The sequence below is a fragment of the Bacillus sp. FG16 genome, assembly GCF_057809515.1.
Genome location: NZ_JBMDKC010000035.1, coordinates 1 through 18,293, shown reverse-complemented (window position 1 = coordinate 18,293; position 18,293 = coordinate 1). Strand labels below are relative to the sequence as shown.

Genomic DNA, 18,293 nt, shown 5'->3' with positions numbered 1-18,293 from the left:
TTACTATGGAGTTACATCAACTGCCTATCATTATCGTTTTGTTCATTTCTCAACTTATACTAGTATGGACAGCGTCTGAAAAGATAATGAAGAAATTAAATTAAAACTAATAAAAAACCCTGTAAAATTTATTACAGAGTTTTTCACCAATTATTTATTGTTTTACATATCGAATACGAACATTATCGTCCATATGATAAATTTGTAATGTGTTTCCATCATAGTTTTGCAATTTATACATGATACTATCATTTGTTAACTTTACTTCTTGACCGTCTTTAACTGCTTTTGTTACTTTTAAAGATAACTGGAATGATGGGACATCCACCGTATATGTTCCTGTTAAATAGTTATCTTTATTCGGATAAGAACCATTCGCATAAGACTCAAATGTTTTATCACCTTTTAGTACTAGCGTAGTTTTTACGCCACTGCCGTAATCAATACCCCAATTACCAATAATCTCAGTACCATCTTTAATGTTCTTCTGCATGTTGCTATAACTAATTCCTAACTCTTCACTTGTACCAACTGTATCTACAAATACCCCAGTTTTTGCTTGACTTTTATCTGTTTGAGCCTGACTGCCAGTAGTTGGGTTTGCCTGTGTAGAACTACTTGTTGTACTAGTAGATTTTTCCGTGGTTGTATCACCTTTTACTTCAGCCCTTAACTTATCAAATGTAGGTTTCCAAATACGTTTTGCTTCCTCTAATTTTATATTTGCTTTATTTAAGATTTCCTTATCAGTCTCTAAGCTAAAACCTTTATCGTTGAATAACTTCTCTATTTCACCGAATGTTTCTCTTAGTTTACCTGCAGCTCTTTCAATCTCTTTTTGGTCTTCTTTATGTTTTGGCGGTGCAGAAATCTTCTCTATCTTATCAAATACTTTATAGATGTCTTTAACACTATCTAATACCTCAGCTTTTGATTTACTTCCGTTTCTCAAATCCTTTACAGATGCATCATAGTAATCAAATCGTCTTAACATATCCTGTTCAATGTCTAATAAATATTGTGCATAATCTTCATCTAAAACTCGAACCTTTTGAACATCTTTACTTTCTTCTTTCGAATTAGTTGATTTTTCTTTTGTTCCAGAAGACTTAGCTTTACTTGTTTCTTCTGTCTTTGCTTCTTTACTTGCCGAATCTTTTACTGTAACACAACCACTTAATAATAATGTAACTGGAACTACAGCAGCCATTAGTTTCTTCACTTTCATACCTCATACTCCTTAAAGTAATTTACTCTTAGTTTGTTTTGCTACCGATACTCTTCGCTGCTTCTTCAAACAGTTTTGAACCTTCTTGTGCTTTACTTAATGATTGATGCATTTTACTCTCGTCTTCTTGGTCTAATGCATCAAAGAGAAGTTGAAAACAATCCGCATACAGTTCCATCGATTGCTTTATCTTCGCCTGTTCTCCCTGTAACTCAGGGGGCGCTTGTAAATTCTTCAGTTTCTTCGTTGTTGCCTTTGCTCCACCTAAACTTAGTTGTACTTCACTTTTCTTTTGTTTGTATGATTTTACGTCTGAATCTGCTATTCCTTCAATTAATTTCATTGTATCTTCAATTTGAGTAGCACTGTTTATGATATCTGCCTTATACCTTTCAACATCAGAACCAGTTACCTTACCAGTTGAAGGATTAGAAGAGGAACTTTGTTGACTACTTGATGAACTACTGTTTGTACCTTCACCTTTCGCTACAGATAAGCTATCCTCTTTCTTGCTATCAGTTGACTTACTCTCTTTTTCAGAAGTCTTATTCTCTTTCTCTACCTTTTGCGTCTCTTCTTTCTTTGTTTCAGCTTTCTTACCATCAGTTTCAATTGTAATACAACCACTCAATAACATAACTGGTAACGCTAAACTTACTAATTTCTTTGCTTTCATGATTACTAATACCCCTTTATTTGTAAAATGTAGTGCAAACAAGTTAATATACTTAACTAATAAATTTCCTCCGAATAATTCATTAAAATCTATCGACCATATATTACCTGTATATTCATAATCTTTCCATATATATATATATATATCATTTTACAAAGAATTACATATTTGGTCAAAGGGATTTATGTAGTCCTTAAAAGGAAATTTTAATAGCAAAGAAAAGAAGCTAACAATAAATTGTTAACTTCTCAGCTTAAGGAAAAAATACTATCTTTCCTTATCTTCTAATATCTAGGTTGTGATTGAATATTTGTAAGATGAACATCATACATATCAATGATTTCAAGAAATCTATCAGCTTCACGGAAGACATGGTCTGCCAATAATGGATGAATGATGCTCTTTATTTTGCATTGCTCAATTAAATCACGTGCTGTTTTCTTAAAATCCCGAAGAGATGCAACCGACACGCGATTTTGATCTAAAAATTGATCTAAAAGAGGCGCTGTTTGGGATTGTGGTTTCATAGATTCTAAGTCAATTGCTTGATACATCAATTCATCAAAATCATTGCTAAAATTCCGTGCTGTATCTACAAGCTTTCTTTCCGATGGATCAAGAAGATGGCCAATAAATTTAGCATGGTCTGCCATAATCCGTAAAAAGAAAACATTTTCTTTAATAATAGCATCAGGAAGAGCATCTAATTTACCTTCATTTAATTGTATTAAACGTTTTCTAAAATAATCAGCTTCCCTACTTGTATGGTCAACTAAAAGTGGAAAGTTATTTTGTCCTGGCAATTTACATGTGAGAATTAATCCTAAAATTTTTCGTTTAAATCCCCAAATATTAGTTGCGGCTTGTTGTACTTCTGCATTAAATCTTTTTATTTGCTCAGGATCTGTTTCATTTGTATAGGAATGCGCTATTTGTTCAATATGTTCAAACAATCGATAAAATTGATTCGCCTCTTCGATTAGTTGAGTATCCTCGCATCTAAATCCCAAGCGAAGAAAAAAAGAATGCTCTTTCATGATTCTAGACCAAAAACGAATTTCATTTAATGAACGCTCAACAAACATTACAGATGTAACACCTGTATCAGGATGTAATGAAGTTTCATCCCTATGCATTGTTAATCCCCCCCAGTAAAATCCCCGCTAGTTCCATTCTTATGAGTAAAAATATATATAAATACCAGCAATAAAAGTTTATGATGACTCTCTTATACATGTAAAATTAAACTAATATAACCTTAGCTTGATGAACATATACTGCTCCCCCAGAAGAAAAAAAGCTACCACCTAGTTGTAAAATTCTACTAGGTGGTAGTCTTTCAAAATTTTTATTAAAGCAATACCGAATCTTTATCACTATCCTGATTACGTTTCTCGCGCTCTTCTTCTAAGCGCTTCATATACACTTCGCCTTCTTTTTCGATAAACTCATTATCCATATCTTGCTCTTTTTTCGAAGTATATAAAACCATGTAGCCACTTAGTACAATCCCGACAATCACAAGATACACCCACCATGGTAAAGTTTCCAAATCACTTCATTCCTTTCCTTAGACAAGCCTTATTAGTTTCACTTTATGAGGAAAGAAGTGGATTTATGCTTAAAATTTTTATTGTGGATGCTTCGCGAAAAATGCTTGTACATATTCCATAAACTCAATTGGTTCCTGACGAAACGGTGCGTGGTATCCTTTTTCAATAATATGAAACGTACTATTCGCAAATAGCCCATGATACAGTTCACCATTTTTCCAAGAAACACTCTTATCATGTCGTCCCCATATAATTAAAATCGGTACCTTAATTTTATCTGCTTCCATCGCAATGCGGCGCTCTCTCATTTTCGTAAGCTGATCATAATGCTCTTTATCATCACGACTATTTTTCACTTCATTTTTATTATACTTCGCAATTTCAGTTACAGTTTGTAAGTCCGTCGATAGCGCTGGTACTTCATAACTTTCTTTTTGCTGGAAAGACTCTATCCCTGTAGCATCCGCCAAAACGAGATGCGTCACTGCATCCGGATATAAATACGCTAAATTAAGGGACATCTCTCCGCCCATTGAATGGCCGAGCACTGCAAACTGATCGTATCCGAGCTTCTTCATTAACTTATAATATAAATTCACTTGCGCAGGAAACGAATACTGAAAATCAACTGGCTTAGAAGAACGCCCAAACCCTAAAATATCAACCGCAATAATCGTATGGTCTCGCGCTAGTTCCGGATAAATATCACTAAACCCATCAGAAGAACCACCAAACCCATGCAGCATAAGTAACGGAGGTTTCCCCTCACCAATTTGTTTAAAATAAATCGTCTGCCCATCAATTTGCGCCATACTCTCTTTCGTATTCAGCTTCATCATAACAGTATCTTTCACTTCTCCAACCTTCGCAATCGGCTTATCGACGAAATTACAAACAATTAACAAAACGAGCACAATACCGCTAATCATATAAAACTTAAACCGTTTCAAAGTTCCCGTCTCCTTTCTCTTGTTGCTATTTAAAGTTTTTACATTTTTTGGTTATTTTATGTTCTCTTTTTAATTGTAACTGGAACAGTTACAATTATACTAAAAAAATATAACTCATTTCTATTACTAATGGTTATTCTGTAACTATTATAGTTACATATTTAAAGTAAGTCAATTCTTTTACAACTAAAAAGAAAAAAGAGACCTCATTGTGAGATCCCTTTTTCTATTTTAGCCACCATAATCCCCATGTTCAGCTTTCATTATTGTTGGACTTTCTTGATGATTTGTTGAACTATATACTCCTAAAGTCAGTGTAAATACTGTTACAATCCCTAATAATTTAATCACCATTTTTTTCATTTTAAAGCCCCCTTATCAAAAAGTTTTTCTCTTGCTTTTTTACTAAGATAAAAATACTTACTTGCCTCTTCCCAAAGGTTTTCTTCATAAAATTTTATTGCTAATTTTTCCTTATACTCCTGAGTATAATCATATAACTCTTCTCTTTCAAAATACGTAATTCCTCTAAGAATAATGACTTCTAATTCTTCTGCTTTTACACCTTGATTTAATGCATTTAAAATTTCATAATGGTGTTGATATCCTTCAATTTTCGAATCTCTACAGATCTTCAATCCTTTTTCTATAAGCTTATTTGCAATCTCATGCTCTTTTAACTTGTAATGCTCTTTTGCTTTTACATAAAGAGATTTATAATGTTGGGGAGATTTTTCTACTACTTCAGTAAGATAACGAATTGCCAATGCAGATAAATTTTGCGTAGAATACATCCATCCTAAATTATGACGAACCATAATAATAAATTTTTCTTCACCAATCTTTTGAAATTGATCCATAGCAGCTGTGAAATGCTCTTCAGCTAATTCCCATTCCTTTAAGTTCATACAGGCTAAGCCTAAAACATTATCACAAAAAGCTACATTTAATTCATATCCATCATGATTTGAATACATATCCTTTGCTTTCGTTGCATGTTTAATAGATACCAAAGCTTGTTGTATATCATAATGAAATGTAGCTAACTTATAATAAAATTCAGCTTTTTCTAATTGATCAGGAACATACTTTAGAAAGCTTTCAGCTTTTTCGTAATGTTCCTTAGCGAGATGAAAATTTCCTAACTCACTAGAATGTATTGCTTTAAAAAAGTGATAATAATAAGTTAAAAAATGATCTGTTGGTTGATTAAAAGAATCTATCTTGTTAAAACTCTCTTGAGATAAGCCTAGATTATCTATTAAATAGTTATATCGAAATTCTAGCAAATAATAATAAAGTAATAGATTTTGGTCCTGCAAACCTTCTTCAGTCTCTTTTTTTAGTTTAGTAAGTTTAAAATCAATTTCTTGTTTTAGACGTTCTGCATTACTTATACGTCTTGATCTAATTTCTAGATACCATTCATTCAATAGCTGCGTCAATATTTCGTTTGTAGTAGATGTAATCATGAAACCCCTCCTAATCATCTGTTATGTACTCTTCCATAAATAATAACAGAAAATTCAAATACTAATTCCAATCATCCTAAAAATAAATATTTCTCCACAATTGACTGACAATTCTTTTATTAATTCATAAAGATTAAACATTTTAATGATTATCCACATAAAAAAGCAAGCAGTTCCAGCACTTCGCTAAAACTACTTGCTCTCCTACTTACTATCTCTATTTTTACTCTTTAATAAATTCCTTCGTACTTCTCACTGTATCAATTGGACGAACTAATTTTTCAATTTCTTCACGTTTTGGCTCTAGGAATGGAGGTAAAGATAATTTTTCGCCAAGCGTTTCGTATGACTCATCTCCCATAAATCCTGGGCCATCTGTTGCAAATTCAAATAAAATTTGTGGTGCAACTCTTGCATATAATGATTCAAAGAAATGACGGTCTACATAACCAGATGAAGGAAGTCCAACGCTACTGATTCTCTCAATCCATTCTTCTAATACAGCGCGATCTTCTACGCGGAATGCCGCATGGTGCACTGTACCAAAACCTTGTTGTGCTTCAGGAAGAACCGTATTATGTTCTACGATGACAGAGGCACCGTTTCCGCCTTTGTTCACTTCAAATAAATAGAATTCTCCTTCTTGCGCAACCTCTTTAAATAATAAAACTTTTTCTAACACTTCTTTGAAGAAACTAAAGTTTGCAATACGGATAAATACAGGTCCTAAACCAGTGATTGCATATTCTAATGGTACTGGCCCGTTTTGCCACGGTGTACCTGATTCGATTCCTTTATCAAGTTCATCTGAGATTAATTGATATTGTTGGTCATCAAAGTCTACGAAAGAAAGAGTTTTCTTACCAAATTGCTCTTTAATTCCTGTATGTTCTACTTCAAGACGGTCAAAACGTTTCACCCAATACTCTAATGCTGCATCAGTCGGAACACGGAATGAAGTTTTTGAAATTTCATTCGTACCGTGTACTCCTTTTGGAATACCTGGGAAGTCAAAGAATGTCATATCTGTTCCTGCACTACCTTTATCATCTGCAAAGAATAAATGATACGTTTGAATGTCATCTTGGTTTACTGTTTTCTTAACTAAACGCATTCCTAAAACGTGAGTGAAAAACTCATAGTTCTTTTCTGCACTACTTGTAATCGCTGTAACGTGGTGAATTCCTTTTAATTGGTTCATTTTATATTCCTCCAATGTTTTTTAATTTATATTTTCTCTCCTATTACTTCTCTTCAATAGGTGCTAAATTCGCTTCAATCTCTGCACGCTGATCTTCTAAGAACGGTGGTAAATCAAGTTTTTCTCCTAAATGTTCCACATCTCCATCAACTGTAAATCCTGGTCCATCTGTCGCAATTTCAAAAAGGATTCCGTTTGATTCACGGAAATATAAGCTTTTAAAGTAGAAACGGTCGATGATTCCTGAAGACTGGAAGCCTCTTTGTTTCACCTGTTCTTCCCAATAGGCAAGCTCTGCATCGTTTTTCACGCGAATTGCTAAATGGTGAATGCTCCCTCGGCCCGGCTTTTCAGTAGGTCCATCTAAATATTTCACAACGATTTCTCCAAAAGCCTCTCCTTTAATGGATTGAAAAATTGCTTCCTCTTCGCTACGGCTAACCTCTGTATAACCAAACATTTCTGTAAGTGTACTCGCCATTTTATCAAGTCTACGAACTGTCATTTCCACAGAACCCATTCCTTGAATTTGATGCTTTGCAGGAACTTCTGATTTCTCCCAAGTTTCCCAGTGCTCCACTTTTTCTCCGTTTGAAACGAGTAGTACTAAGCGAAGACCTTCAGTATCCTCAAATTGCAAAGCAGGACGATTTGCATATGTTGTTATTTCACTATGTTTCACATCAAATTTCTCAAATCGCGCTTTCCAGTAATGCAAACTTTCCTCTGAAGGAACAAGTAATCCAATTCGAGTAATCGCATTCGTACCGCGATATGTTCTTCCTACTAATGGAATTTCAAAAAATGATAATTCCGTACCTGGACTTCCTGTTTTATCTCCATAAAATAAGTGGTACATTGACGGATCATCTTGGTTTACTGTCATTTTCACACGACGTAAGCCAAGCACGTTTTTATAAAAGTGATTATTTTCATTTGCATTTTTCGTAACCTTTGAAATGTGATGATGCCCTTTAATTTTATACATTGGTTATTCCTCCGTTTCGTTTTACTAGTCAAGTGATAACTAAAAAAATAATATTTCCCACAACTAATATGGTTTTTAGCTTTTCAATTTATTCTTAATTATGTTTTTGTAAATTCATCTTAGTTTTTACTGTATAAGTTACTTTGTTTTTTAATCGAAAACAACTGAGTGTATGTTTTTCATATGACTCAATCGCTTTCGTTACTATCACTTTACACCTCAAGTGATTGAAAAGCAAGTAAAAAATCTCGAATTCAAGATTTTTTTGTTAAATAACATTTAGGGTGTAAAATCTGATTATTTACGTAATTGACATTCTATTAAAACGCTCATTTACAGAAGAACATTATTCAAGTGAAGCCCTCTATAATTCAATTACAACTCCTTGAAAGTTTATGATACTATCCTGATCACACTTTTTATATTTAATGTTTTAAGGAAAAAAGCTATACTATAAGCGAAACTAAAAATCAGAAAGGAAATACCATAAAATGGAAAATTATATGCTATTTATCCTTACAGCACTCCTTATTATAATGATGCCTGGTCCCGGTTTTGCTTTAGTTACAAAAAACACTATCTCTCATGGTAGAAATGGTGGTATAAAGACCGTCTTAGGAACGGTATCTGGAATGATGATTCATACAATAATGGCTACACTAGGACTCTCTGCTATCTTAATGAAATTTGCTATGCTATTTACATTAATAAAATATGCTGGGGCATTTTATTTAATTTATTTAGCTGTAAAGTCAATTAAAAGTGCCTTTTCTAAAAAAGAAGATATGTCAGGTTCAGTGGAAATAAACTCTAAGGATATTGGAACGGTTAAAAGTTTTAGACAAGGATTTACCACGGCAATCTTAAACCCAAAAACGGCTGTATTTTTCCTTAGTTTTCTACCCCAATTTATTGTGAGTAATCAAAGTCATTTCTTCCAATTTCTTTTGTTGGGATTCACATTTACGACTTTGACAGCAATATGGTATTTACTTTATATCTCTCTAATACGTCAATTAAGAACTTTTTTAAGAAAAGAAAAGGTGAACCGTACAATAGAGGGTATTACTGGCACAGTATTATTAGTATTTGGAGTTAGGCTATTTTTCCAAAAATAAATATGTAATAGAGAGAGTTTAAAACTTTCGGTTTTTCCAATAAATGAATCAATATAAAAAGTATGGCTTTCAAACAGTAAAAAAGTGAACAAACGGGTGTGTTTGTGGAATAAGCTTCAATAAAATAACCAAACTTTTTATAAAGAAGTGAATCGATTATATTAAAATTGATATAAAGGCGTTATCCTTTCCTATGATTTCTCAGAAAGAATAACGCCTTGCTCTTTTTAGAGGGTATTTTGTCTAGTTAGCTTGATAGCGATGTGGTTCTATCCCTTATAAAGTGAAACTTTAATCAGTGGGGGTTTTGTTCATCCCCCACTGATTATTAGTTGAACCAATCGGGCTTTTACGGACAGTTGATCCCCCACCTAACTTCTTTACTTCCGCTGAATTTTGAGGTCGGGGTCTTACTGCCCGTTAATGCGGGATAAATGTTACAAAAACATTTATAATAGCTCTAACTTGCACAATGCTTCCCGTTAATATAATACGCTGATTCTGTGAAAACCGTAAATACGACCTCTACTTCTGGAAGTCCAAAATCCATTACATATGTAGTAATGGCCTTGGCAAATCGATCACGAATTTCCTGTCCACGCTCGAACCATTTCACTTCAATAAGAGGAAACGCTTCTATTTCTTCTCCATTGAATACAAACGTAGAACTTGGTAGTTCCAACGTAAAATTATCCGTACCACACTCACAAATCTCTGCGAGCTCTTCTACTAATGGCTTGCTTATGTGTTTTAATTGTTCAGTAGTAATTCCACGAAACACAATATGCGGCATGTAAATCCCTCCTTTAGATAGTTTTATATTTGCCCACATCATAGCACAATTCTCCCACCTTTTAACAAAAATAGATGCTAAACAAGTTTCAACTCTTATTTTTAGGCCTATTATACAGGCTGAAGCGATTCTAAGTATCTGCCATATTAAAGTTGATATGCTCCCATTCTAGTGGTGAGATATATTTTAATCGTTCTTCGTTAACCCCATGCGTACTTCTTAACTATTTCATTTAATTTTTAATAAAGAAAACAGCCTCACTAAGCTTTTAAAACTTAATGAGGCCACTTTATTCACACTATTAATTATGGAACGTCGGTTTATAGAACGAACGATTTTAATCTAGTTCCAGATAATAAACGATAAAAAGATTAAAACGTTTAAACAGCAAGCTTTACGTTTCGTTCACATTTTTTCTTTATTGATAAAAACCGTTAGAAAAAGAAAAATTTGTGGGCGAAATGTGGGCAAAAATAATAAATACGACAAAAGAGCACAGCGTGTATATACAGTGCTACCAACACTGTATATACCGTCCACCTGATTAGGCCAGGTAAACACTTGCTATACTCTCATGACATATTGTACATCATGTAGGGTTTCTTAAGCAACGTTTGCCAAATTGGTGACGTTGCTTTTTTGTTCATCAAAGGAGCCGTTATAATGAAAAACCGTATTGATGTTATAGCAAGTGAAGAGTCATTTCGTAACTTATCACCATTTATAGAATTAGAAGAACTAAACAAAACTGTACGTGCATACAGAGACACTATCCGTATGTCTATTAAGCGTACAGATGTAAAATCTAAACTCATTACATTACTTGAAATTTTAAAGCGCTATAGCTGCAAATATGTAGGTGTTAGTTTCCTGTGCAAAAACAGAATAGCTGAAAAAATGGAAGTTTCATATAAAACTGTACAACGTTTAATGAAGAAACTTGTGGATCTAGAGATGATTAAACAGGTGGCAATGAAACGTAAAAAAGATATGCTTCAAACTTCTAACGCTATTATTATTCAACCTATTGTGGAAGAAGTGGCCAACAAGACACAAGGTGAACGTCCTACAAAGTGTCCTGCCATTAAAACAAAACCTGTTTCCTTAAAACAAAATATAAAAAATATAAACAAACGTAATAGTAATGAGAATAGCAATATTTCAGAAGAAAACATTAAAGACGCTAATTTCGTAGCACATTGGGTGCCAGAACGTTTTATTTCTTTAGTCAACTCTTTTTACAGTGAATCTAAAACAATTCAAGAACTGTGGAAGGTCGTAAGACAGTGTAATAAAGTTACAAACTTCTCTACAGGTGATAAAGCATTTACTAAAGACCAGGAACTTACTATTGGCTTAAAAGCTATTAAAGAGTTTGTTATGAAAATTAAATCTGGAGTAAAAATGAAGAAGGGTAAATTCGCTTATTTCAATGGAATTGTAAATAACTTAATGGATAAGTTTTATTTTGATCATACTTTCATGACAATTTAACATTAAATCTAACTCCGTATAACCAGATATTGTAACCTTCTAATGCGAACAAGCATACATTGCACTATCTACAAAAAAGGAAGTGATTACAATTAAAAAACTTATTGCCATAACACTATCACTGGGGTTATCAATTTTTTCATTTGGCTCTTCTCTACATGTTCAAGCTGCTACTAAGTCATCTGTCAAAGATTCCATCATGCATTCACTTGAGCGAAATACTAATTTTAAACAAAACGAAGTTCTTGTAAAGTTCAAAGATTTTAATAACCTCGAAAACTTAAAACAACTACAAAATCATTTTTCATTTGAGGTGCAAAATACTTTTCCGCTAACTCAAATACAATTAATCAAATTTCATACAGACATTAACATGAAAGAACTTATACAAACACTAAATAAATCACCTAATATTGAATATGCTGAACCTAATTATATCGTATCTCCTGCAGCCAGTTCTAATGATGGTTATTATAACTCTTTGTGGGGATTAAAAAATATTGGTCAAAATATCCAAGGTAGTGTGGGGTCACCTAATATCGACATTAATGTAGAAGAGGCTTGGACTAAAACAGAAGGATCCTCAAATATAACTATCGGTATTATCGACACAGGGATTGATATTAATCACCCTGATTTAAAAAATAACATTTGGAAAAATCCAGATGAGATACCTGGTGATGGCATTGATAATGACAATAATGGTTATATTGATGATATCTACGGCTGGGATTTTGTAAATAACAATAATAGTGTATATGACGGAACAGGAGATTCCCATGGTACACATGTCGCTGGGACAATCGCAGCTGTAAAAAATAATACCATTGGTGTTGCGGGTGTCGCACCACAAGTCAAAGTAATGTCACTGAAATTTTTAGGTACCAATGGTGGGACTATTTCAAATGCTATTAAAGCCATTGAATATGCTAAAAATAAGGGTGTTAAAATCACCAATAACTCCTGGGGAGGTGGCGGATTTAGTCAAACCCTCTACGATGCCATTCAACAATCCAACTCACTCTTCATTGCAGCTTCAGGAAATAATGGAACCAACGCAGATCAAACACCTATGTACCCTGCCGCATACAGCCTTTCCAACATTCTCTCTGTCGCTTCCATTACCAACAAAGGCTCTTTATCTTCTTTTTCAAATTACGGAAAAACTTCCGTAGATGTGGCAGCACCAGGCACTGATATCTTAAGCACACTTCCAAATAACTCCTATGGATTTTATTCTGGAACTTCCATGGCAACTCCTCATGTGTCTGGTGTAGCAGCATTGATTCAATCTGCCTACCCTTCCTATAGCCCTACCGAAATTAAAAACAAAATAATGAATAATACCTCGCCTCTTTCAACATTAACGAATAAAGTCTTAACAGGCGGTTTAATTAATGCTGGAAAAGCTCTTCAAACATACCAACCTATCTCTTATGAATCCGAGCCTAATAATGATATTGCCAGTGCAAACTCTCTACCTTTCAATAGGCCTCTTAATGGTTCTTTAAATCAAAATGATGCACAGGACATATTTAAAATAGATGTTCCTTCAAAAATGGATCTTTCAATTTCTGTACAAAACAAAAACAACATTGGATTAAGTTGGATTCTTGTTCATGCTTCTTCTCCCTCCGTATATGTATCCTATCCATCTACTAGTAATAACAATATCCTTGCAAGTACCTACACCGCTGAAAAAGGAACGTATTATCTCATTATTTATAATTATGATTCTCGACCTGGACAATATGAAACTCTAATCAAATAAACTTTTCTAAATTATGACAAAAACATCAAAAAATATAGATGAAACTGACTTCTGGATGTAATCAGAGAAACGCTTACAATTTCCTCCTTAAATTGGTATATTTACTTAATTTACAGGGCGATTGTATAAAGGTTGTTGAATCTATATGTTAGAGACTTCCATTTATTGAACAAAATGATTAATCCTATATTAAAGACATTATCTAAAATATCTTAAAAAATACCATGTTGGAAATGTATACCCTACCAGAAGAGGTTTTTACAAAAAATTATTTTTACCTTTAAAAAAATACAAAATGCCCATTTTGCATTTTAATACGCATGGTATAATTGCTTAGAAGATGTTGTTTATCCTATATGTGTACGCAATATGTATTAGATGACAACAAAACTTCCTACCAGCTCTAGCTAAGGAACACACACTCGAAAGGGTGTTGTTCCAAATTGGACCTTTAGCTCAGTTGGTTAGAGTAGGCGGCTCATAACCGTCCGGTCGTAGGTTCAAGTCCTACAAGGTCCATCTAATAAAAAGCACCTATCACATTCAAATCTGTACTAGGTGCTTTTTCTATCCCTACTTGCCAAAAAGCCTCCAGAATTGAGGCACAAAAAAACATCCCAGTTCACCCACCTTAGATTGCTTTCTGGCATATTACACCGTTTCACTACATAGACTCATACTACATGAGGAAACATCAACATTTCTTCATCCCGAAGAGCATCCTCCACTCAATCCGAGATGCTCTTTTCTGTATATTCCTCTATACCTCCATGCTATTCAGACATTCATCTTTTTTAATGCTTATTTTCCTCACTAATTTTTGTTATTTTTCCTACCGCTTCGCTATTTGAACGGAAATACTATATACTTCTTTTCTGAAAATCGATATACTCCAATGTATAAGCATCTATATCGGAGGGACTAGGTTGTTATATAAATTATGCTTGATCACATTACTATTCATACTAGGAATCACTTTGATTGTCGTTAGCTACTTTATACGCTCTTCCTTACTATTCGGGCTAGGTCTAGGAATTATCTTTAGTGTGCTCATCATGTGGTTGCCTGATATCCTTCTGTGGATGATTAAAGGAGGGTTCCCTCAAGAAGACATTCTTTTAGAAAAAAGCAAGGTGTATACTATCCTTGCTTTTTCTTTTCCTACTGTCCCACGTACACAAACGCTTCATTTGAATGTTTTTCCTTTATGGTTATTTAAACCGAAATATAAGCATAAATTTACGCTAATTTTTATTTTTAATAAATTATCACACCAAAGATTTGGTCACATATACTAAGAGTGATTCAGCATCGCTTCACATAGATGGTTCTATCACACAACAGTGTACTCCTGTCAAGAATCCGCTGTTTTTTTATTTTTCATGTTCATATTACTTCCACGTGTTACATATAATACCATGGCAAATCAATTTAGATATATATTTCTTTGTAATGTAAAAAAGAGCATTCCTCACACTCGCCAGGGGAATGTTCTTTTTAGTTTACTTCACATACACATAAACTTCACTTGTTACTTCTTATTTTGCATATAATCCAACATGATAACAAATAAGAATTATAAGGAATATTGAACTTGTAATGAGTGTTTTTTTTAAGAATTTTTCTCTGTTAAATATTGCGAATATCGCAGTACAACATAATGTTACACCCATAATTCCTAATAAAATATGTGAATTAAATTTGAGGTCAACTCCTGATACATATAATTGAAAAGAACATATTGCTATAAGCAAACAAATTAATGCCATTATACCAAATATTTTATTCATATACTCACCCCTGAAAAATTAATTACTATAAAAATAGCTGAGCTTTAAGAATCACTGATATAGGTTGATTGATATCCCAACATGCATTCAAATATACAGTCTATCACATTCTTGCAAATAAAATATACCATAAAAAGTCTTTTACTAAATGACTTTTTATGAGGTTTTCTTCTAAAATTTCTATGATAAAATCTCAATTGTCAGTTACCTATATATGGAAACGCAAAAAAATAACAATTAAATAAGAGGGGAATTTTAAATGAATACAACAAACCGAAAAATAGCTAGTTCAGCTATGGCTTTAGGCTTATTAACAACTTCACTTCCAACATTATCATTGGCAGAAGAAAAGCATTCTATATCTTCTAACAAGCCTACCCAACTCATTCAAACTCAGCAACCTAACTTAAAAGTTTTAAAGGATGACACGAATGAAAAAATAGTAGAAGCAAGTGATAATCGTATAGTTTCTACTTCTACATATGATAAAAAAAATAAAACATTAAATATCGTAACTAAAAATTTAGCTGATAATACTATATCTACTAAAACTGTTAATTTACAACATGCTAATTCCCTTTTAAATATTAGAAAAAAACGTGAAAGTTGGGACATTGAAGTTTTAGATCACGCTTCTTCTTTAGATGGTAAGTTTGAATATACTTATTACAATAAAAACGTATGGTTACTTCGAGTTCCTGGAGAAAATGCTAAAAATCCTGTTGAAAATAGTGATAATAAAGCTGATTTAAATGGTTTTAGAAATTCAGTAAATAATTTGATGACTCATGAAATTGCTTTTCTTTCTAAAGTTTCAGGAGATGTAGCTATAGCTTGTATAGCTTTATTATCGACTCCAACTCCTTGGACAGTAGTTTCTGGAGCAGCAGCTACTATAGGACTTGCAGCATGGGCAGTTCCAGATTTATATAAAGTATTTCAAGAAGCTGATAATTGTAGATACCACTTTAATAGAATATAAAGCAGCTTATTTGTTTAATTACAAGGAAAAAAAGTAAACATAGTTCGAAAAGAAGGTCCTCCCTATCCATGAGTAGACCTTCTTTCCATTTAATTAGCATATACATGGGCTTCACATTTGCTGTTACATAATATGTTTTACCTTTCCAATTTCACATATCCACCTGAAACCCACTGATTGGTACCAACGTTATACCATCCATCTTGATATCCCCACGACTGATACTGTTCTCCTTGGTACACATTTTTTACAATGCCATAATTAGTTCCTGGACCTTTACGAACACGTAATACATCTGCTGTAACAGTAACTATTCCTACACCATTATTGACTGATTGCGAACTTATTGATGTGCTCTCTCCAGTATAACGAATGTAAGATGCATCATTATAAATCCACTGATCCCCACCAAGATTTAACCATCCATTTGATTGTCCCCATACTTCGTAGGACTCACCTTTACCTAATTGACGAATAATCCCGTATCCAGTGCCTGGGCCTTTACGAAGGTTAATGCCATTGCCCTCAATATACGCAATACCTGTCCCGTTAGTTGATGACGTTGAAATAAGCGTAGGATTTTCTTTGCCTTCTCCATTGTATGCATTTTGGACTCTTTCAATAAAGTTATTCCAACGTCCTTCTGCCAACATACGATGAGGACAGTACTTCCCACTCCACGATTGATGTGTACGGACTTTATTAATTGGAACATTGTACTGTTTCATTAGTTGAGCTACAACGATAGCTGCATTGTGTTCCGCTTTATAATATCTATCTCCACCGCTTAAAGAGTAGCAAATTTCAACCCCAATAGATTTACGATTACCATTCCCGTTACCGTCGCCAGTATGCCAGGCGTTACGCTCTAAAGGAATTCCTTGTACAGCCTCCTTATCATCTACCGCGATATGAAACGATACTTGATTATCATTGCGAATCATATAAGAGACTTCATTTTCTGCTGTAGCGTCGTTGTACGTATTGTGGACTGTAATGAATTCTGGATTCATTGTATACGGACACTTTGTACCATATTTACTTGAGTCAACTAATTTTTTTCTAATTTCCATTATTGGACATCTCCCTTTTTCTCTTCTTGTTTTTGTTTTCCCCCCAAAACTTCAACTGCATTTGTTAATGCTGAAGGTAAGGGGATTCCCATACGACCAGCGTTTTCTAAAAGTGAAAGTAACTCATTACCCATGAAGAAGAAAATAGTCGCTTCACGAATTGCACTGTTACTTCCCAGTGCTGAATCTAGTTGAGCGGCCGCTCCGACCAAAAGAAAAAGCACCACCTTTTTGGCGATGCCTTTGAAACCAACTTTACTTTTTAATTCTCCGTTATATCCTGCTGCAATCATGCCAGTTAAATAATCAATAACTGCCATCGTCAATAAGATTTTCAATGTTGCATCCCATCCTCCCAAAAAATACCCACAGAAGCCACCAAAAGTGGCAATAAAAGTTTTTAATAATACATCAATACGACCCATCTTTTCCTCTCCTTTTTTAGATAATAAAAATAGACCAACTTATGGCTGCTCTGGTTTCTCGTCTATTAATTTTCGAACTAAATCTTTTAATGTGGATACTTCATTTATAAGCATTGAAACTTGCTCTTTTAATTGTTTATTTTCTTCCTTTACTTCTTTCAATTCAATATGCATCTTTTGAGTGGCTGCGATATGAATTGCCAAAGTTCCATATATATTAACAGCCTTACCATCTTCTGATTTGAATATTTCATCGGTCTCTTCTGCTATAAAACCATAATTCGCTACAATATCTTTTGTTGTGAACGGCTCTTCTCCTTCTTCTTTTCCTTCTCTCATCTTATACAACTTTTCTACTTCCGTTTTTAAGTTGTAACTCCTTGGTTGCAAAGCCATAATTTTTTCTACAGGATCAAACGGCAAATCCCTAATATTAGCTTTAATATTCTTAGTTGATTTATTGTAAAAGTTCCCATTAACAGTTAGACTTCGGCATTCCAAATCCCTAAATTCAGTACCGTTATAATTCTTAACTTGAAGAGAATTTTGATATCCCGAAACATGAGATGCTCTCACTCGTATATATGCTAGTCTTATATCAGCATTAGCATTATCATCATCAATTAAGACACTATTCTGATCAGATGGTTTATTTCTATTTCTAAAATAAAACTTACCTGCATTATTATCGTAAAAATGTTCCTCATTAGAAGCTAGCCAAATTTGAGAATGAGCCATAACATTAAAACTTTTTGTTGCTTCCATGTTAATATTAGTAC

At 33.6% G+C, this 18,293-nt stretch carries 17 protein-coding genes and 1 tRNA gene; 5 read left to right on the top strand and 13 right to left on the bottom strand.

Features of this window, described 5'->3' with window-relative positions; all coding sequences use genetic code 11:
* Window positions 1-154: 154 nt before the first annotated feature.
* The 9 genes from ACODS7_RS14700 to ACODS7_RS14660 form a co-directional block, all read right to left on the bottom strand.
* Window positions 155-1,228: a DUF3994 domain-containing protein gene (locus ACODS7_RS14700; protein ID WP_000865195.1), complete on the bottom strand. Its 1,074-nt coding sequence runs from the start codon at window positions 1,226-1,228 to the stop codon at window positions 155-157.
* A 28-nt stretch (window positions 1,229-1,256) separates the two neighbouring features.
* Window positions 1,257-1,904: a DUF7018 domain-containing (lipo)protein gene (locus tag ACODS7_RS14695; RefSeq protein WP_243168847.1), complete on the bottom strand. Its 648-nt coding sequence runs from the start codon at window positions 1,902-1,904 to the stop codon at window positions 1,257-1,259.
* A gap of 284 nt (window positions 1,905-2,188) precedes the next feature.
* Complete coding sequence (locus ACODS7_RS14690; RefSeq protein ID WP_000554479.1) at window positions 2,189-3,040, bottom strand: DUF2935 domain-containing protein; 852 nt, start codon at window positions 3,038-3,040, stop codon at window positions 2,189-2,191.
* 215 nt (window positions 3,041-3,255) lie between these two features.
* Window positions 3,256-3,456 carry a sporulation YhaL family protein gene (locus ACODS7_RS14685; protein WP_000449223.1) on the bottom strand — a complete coding sequence of 67 codons (201 nt, stop codon included), beginning with the start codon at window positions 3,454-3,456 and terminating at the stop codon, window positions 3,256-3,258.
* A 78-nt stretch (window positions 3,457-3,534) separates the two neighbouring features.
* Window positions 3,535-4,407, bottom strand: coding sequence for an alpha/beta fold hydrolase (locus tag ACODS7_RS14680; protein WP_016082609.1), 873 nt, complete (start codon window positions 4,405-4,407; stop codon window positions 3,535-3,537).
* A 231-nt stretch (window positions 4,408-4,638) separates the two neighbouring features.
* Window positions 4,639-4,770 (bottom strand): hypothetical protein, encoded by a 132-nt coding sequence (locus ACODS7_RS14675; RefSeq protein WP_016082610.1) that lies wholly within the window; start codon window positions 4,768-4,770, stop codon window positions 4,639-4,641.
* Window positions 4,767-5,879, bottom strand: coding sequence for a response regulator aspartate phosphatase (locus tag ACODS7_RS14670; protein ID WP_043935332.1), 1,113 nt, complete (start codon window positions 5,877-5,879; stop codon window positions 4,767-4,769). Before ACODS7_RS14670 ends, ACODS7_RS14675 begins: the two co-directional genes overlap by 4 nt.
* A 223-nt stretch (window positions 5,880-6,102) precedes the next feature.
* On the bottom strand, window positions 6,103-7,080 hold the full coding sequence (locus tag ACODS7_RS14665) for a ring-cleaving dioxygenase (protein ID WP_243168846.1): 978 nt from the start codon (window positions 7,078-7,080) through the stop codon (window positions 6,103-6,105).
* Window positions 7,081-7,123: 43 nt separating this feature from the next.
* On the bottom strand, window positions 7,124-8,068 hold the full coding sequence (locus ACODS7_RS14660; protein WP_243168845.1) for a ring-cleaving dioxygenase: 945 nt from the start codon (window positions 8,066-8,068) through the stop codon (window positions 7,124-7,126).
* Between the two features lie 491 nt (window positions 8,069-8,559).
* Between ACODS7_RS14660 and ACODS7_RS14655 the strand changes: the two genes are divergently transcribed.
* Window positions 8,560-9,186 carry a LysE family translocator gene (locus ACODS7_RS14655; RefSeq protein ID WP_000433006.1) on the top strand — a complete coding sequence of 209 codons (627 nt, stop codon included), beginning with the start codon at window positions 8,560-8,562 and terminating at the stop codon, window positions 9,184-9,186.
* Between the two features lie 460 nt (window positions 9,187-9,646).
* Here ACODS7_RS14655 and ACODS7_RS14650 read toward each other — a convergent pair whose 3' ends face one another.
* Window positions 9,647-9,979, bottom strand: a complete 333-nt coding sequence (locus ACODS7_RS14650; protein ID WP_029442057.1) for a DUF1904 family protein — start codon at window positions 9,977-9,979, stop codon at window positions 9,647-9,649.
* A 663-nt stretch (window positions 9,980-10,642) separates the two neighbouring features.
* On the opposite strand from ACODS7_RS14650, the gene ACODS7_RS14645 reads away from it, so the two are divergent.
* The 4 genes from ACODS7_RS14645 to ACODS7_RS14630 all read left to right on the top strand — a co-directional run bounded on the left by ACODS7_RS14645 (window position 10,643) and on the right by ACODS7_RS14630 (window position 16,016).
* Window positions 10,643-11,473 (top strand): helix-turn-helix domain-containing protein, encoded by an 831-nt coding sequence (locus ACODS7_RS14645; protein WP_373371792.1) that lies wholly within the window; start codon window positions 10,643-10,645, stop codon window positions 11,471-11,473.
* 82 nt (window positions 11,474-11,555) lie between these two features.
* Window positions 11,556-13,244, top strand: a complete 1,689-nt coding sequence (locus tag ACODS7_RS14640) for a S8 family peptidase (RefSeq protein ID WP_069355148.1) — start codon at window positions 11,556-11,558, stop codon at window positions 13,242-13,244.
* A gap of 445 nt (window positions 13,245-13,689) precedes the next feature.
* Window positions 13,690-13,763: transfer RNA gene (locus ACODS7_RS14635), tRNA-Ile, on the top strand.
* A 1,530-nt stretch (window positions 13,764-15,293) separates the two neighbouring features.
* Entirely contained in the window at window positions 15,294-16,016 is a 723-nt protein-coding gene (locus tag ACODS7_RS14630; RefSeq protein ID WP_086387065.1) for a geobacillin-26 family protein, read from the top strand.
* Window positions 16,017-16,153: 137 nt separating this feature from the next.
* Here the strand turns inward: ACODS7_RS14630 and ACODS7_RS14625 are convergent, their stop codons facing one another.
* The 3 genes from ACODS7_RS14625 to ACODS7_RS14615 form a co-directional block, all read right to left on the bottom strand.
* Window positions 16,154-17,089: an N-acetylmuramoyl-L-alanine amidase gene (locus tag ACODS7_RS14625; RefSeq protein ID WP_243168844.1), complete on the bottom strand. Its 936-nt coding sequence runs from the start codon at window positions 17,087-17,089 to the stop codon at window positions 16,154-16,156.
* On the bottom strand, window positions 17,089-17,514 hold the full coding sequence (locus ACODS7_RS14620) for a phage holin family protein (RefSeq protein ID WP_069355143.1): 426 nt from the start codon (window positions 17,512-17,514) through the stop codon (window positions 17,089-17,091). The genes ACODS7_RS14625 and ACODS7_RS14620 overlap by 1 nt, the downstream gene beginning before the upstream one ends.
* 39 nt (window positions 17,515-17,553) lie before the next feature.
* Window positions 17,554-18,293, bottom strand: a 740-nt coding sequence (locus tag ACODS7_RS14615) for a tail fiber domain-containing protein (protein WP_488826956.1), incomplete at its 5' end; no start/stop codon positions are given.